The following is a 2,677-nucleotide window of genomic DNA, read 5'->3' on the forward strand; positions in this document are numbered from 1 at the left end:
GGTTGTGTTTGCATAGGTGCAGAGTAACCTACGAAGTTTTTGAAACTGCGTAGGTTACCTTTTAAATATATCTCCCATTCCATAAATAAATTATCCCTGGTGTGATTTATATATTTCTTGATTTTTCTTGATTTTTGCAGATGTTAATCTAATATTTGTTATGGAGAACCCACTCCTGATTTTTATCCCTTTTAACCTGATAAAGCGAAGAACCTATTATTTCCTTAAAAACCAATTAACTGATAATCAAACACAAAGGTGTTCCACCCCTGTTTTCAATAAACACTAAACAGCTGACTATCAGCACAAATGGCGTTCCACACCGTTCGGGGCGTACCAGGCGTTCCGGTGGAACACCTGCGGGCTAATATTTCAGGTACTTATCATACCAATCGATATACCGCTGCAGCCTATCCACCTGGTAACTTGGCACACTTATACCATGAAACTGGCCCGGGTAAAGCACCATTTGCGTAGGTACGCCCAGCGATTTCAGGGCCTGGTACATTTGCTCGCCGCCACCGGTTGGCACGTTAAAATCCTTTAAGCCCGACATGAACTGCGTAGGCGTTTTAATTTTATCGGCATGAAAAAAGGGGTACGATAACCTGATATATTTCTCGGGGTTTTTCCATGGGAAACCCAGCTCATTATCATATTGCACCACCCATTGGTCGGATCCGTAGATGGCTAATTGCAAAGCGCTGCCCGCTCCGCTGGATGCGGCTTTGAAACGGGTATCGGTAGCTATAGTGTAATCGGTAAGGACTCCGCCGTAGCTCCAGCCGCCAATTCCTAAGTGGTCTTTATCGGCAACGCCGGTTTTCACCAGCTCGTCAACGGCTCCTAACAGGTCCTGCACCTCTTTATTACCCCAATCGGCATAAATGGCTTTGGTATAATCAAGGCCTCTGCCGGTGCTGCCACGGTAGTTAACGGCAGCCACCGCATAGCCTGCCGATGCAAGGGTTTGCCTTATCATGTCAAACTCAAATTCGTCCTGGTCTGTTGGTCCGCCGTGGATATACAGGATAAAAGGCAGCTTTTTAGTTACTGTATCCGGCGTATACAATATGCCAGAAACCAGCGTACCATCGCTGCTAAACGACTGGAAACCTTTTACATGCGCCAGCTTAACCATGCTCAACCATTTATCCTGGTGAAAGGTAAGCCGCCTGATCTTGCCGTTCTCGATAGCTACCAGCTCATGCGGCATATATGGCGTAGTCATTTTGGCTACCCAAACGCCCGGCGAATGGCCTATCAGGCTTTCAAAACTACATTCGGCACCCTTATAAACAGTAGTTGATTTGCGGAGCAGCAGGTTGTATTGCGCAATGTAGCGGATGCGATCGCTGCTTACCAGGTAAACTATGTTCCTGCTATCCCGGCTCCAGGCATGATCGCTTACCGGGCGGTCGAGTGCTTCGGTAAGCACCTTGTTGTTTTTACCATCGGCATCCATTATACATAATACATCGTGCTGGTATATATAATAGCTGGCATCACTGGTCGACCTCAGGTAGGCGATGTGCTTACCATCCGGGCTCCAGAGCGGGGCAATATCATGCCCGGTAAATGTGGTAAGTTGATTGATCTCGCCATCGTCTTTGGCTTCTACCGTAAAAATGTCCAGGTTTTCGTTCTTATCCGGGTCGTTGGTATGGTTACTCACGAATGCAATAGTTTTACCATCCGGACTCCATACCGGCGATTCATCGTCCCTATCGCCTGTTGTTAGCGTATCAAGCTTTTTTTTATCGATATCATACAGGTACAAATGCGTGTGCAGGTGCTGCAGGTAGCCTTCAATATCCTGCTTAAAGTGGTAGCGGTCTATCTTTATAGGTGGGGTTGTTTTGGGCTTCTTACCATCATTTTCAAGATCTTTTATCACCAGCACCAGTTTTTTACTATCCGGCGACCATGCGTAATCTTCCAGGCCGCCTTTTTTAATATCGGTTAGCTTGTGTCCCTCGCCTCCCCTCCGATCCATGATCCAAACCTGGCCCCCATTTTTGGAGTCCCGCTCCGATATGAACGACAGGGATTTACCATCCGGTGTCCATTTAGGCGACGAAGCCGGCTCGCCTCCGTAAGTAAGCTGAATGGATTGCTTACCATCAAAGCTCTGCATCCACAGGTGCGACACCCGGTTATCCTTAACTGTATCTACTTCTGATAGGCTATAAACCAGCCATCTGCCATCTGGCGACAACTGTGGATCTGATAGTGTAGGGATGATATTTACATCGGAAGGTTTTAACGGGCGTTTGGCCGTTTGGCCGACAGCACCCGTGAAAGCAAACGCGGTAATGATAAGCAGTATGTGTTTGTTCATAATTACTAAAATCAATTGATCTTAAAGTGATCTATCCCCTCTTCAGGGGCCGGTGGCTACTTCTTCAAATACTTATCATACCACTCCACATAACGCTGCAGCCTGTCAGCCTGGTAACTTGGCTTAGTGATACCGTGGAATGAATCAGGATAAAGTATCAATTCTGTAGGTATCCCCTGCGATTTAAGGGCCTGGTACATTTGCTCGCTACCGATGGTGGGTACATTAAAATCCTTCAATCCAGACATATACAATACCGGCGTTTTTATTTTATCAGCATGGAAGAACGGGTATGATAGCTGGATCCATTTATCGGCGTTTTTCCAGGGCACACCC

The 2,677-nt window shown here is 46.7% G+C and carries 2 protein-coding genes; both read right to left on the reverse strand.

Annotated features, from left to right (window positions below):
• Positions 1–364: 364 nt before the first annotated feature.
• Positions 365–2,341, reverse strand: a complete 1,977-nt coding sequence (locus tag AC1DPZ_RS25110; RefSeq protein WP_477408635.1) for a S9 family peptidase — start codon at positions 2,339–2,341, stop codon at positions 365–367.
• Positions 2,342–2,397: 56 nt separating this feature from the next.
• Positions 2,398–2,677, reverse strand: a 280-nt coding sequence (locus AC1DPZ_RS25115; protein WP_477408637.1) for an alpha/beta hydrolase family protein, incomplete at its 5' end; no start/stop codon positions are given.

The organism is Mucilaginibacter sp. P4_G9, assembly GCF_056400985.1.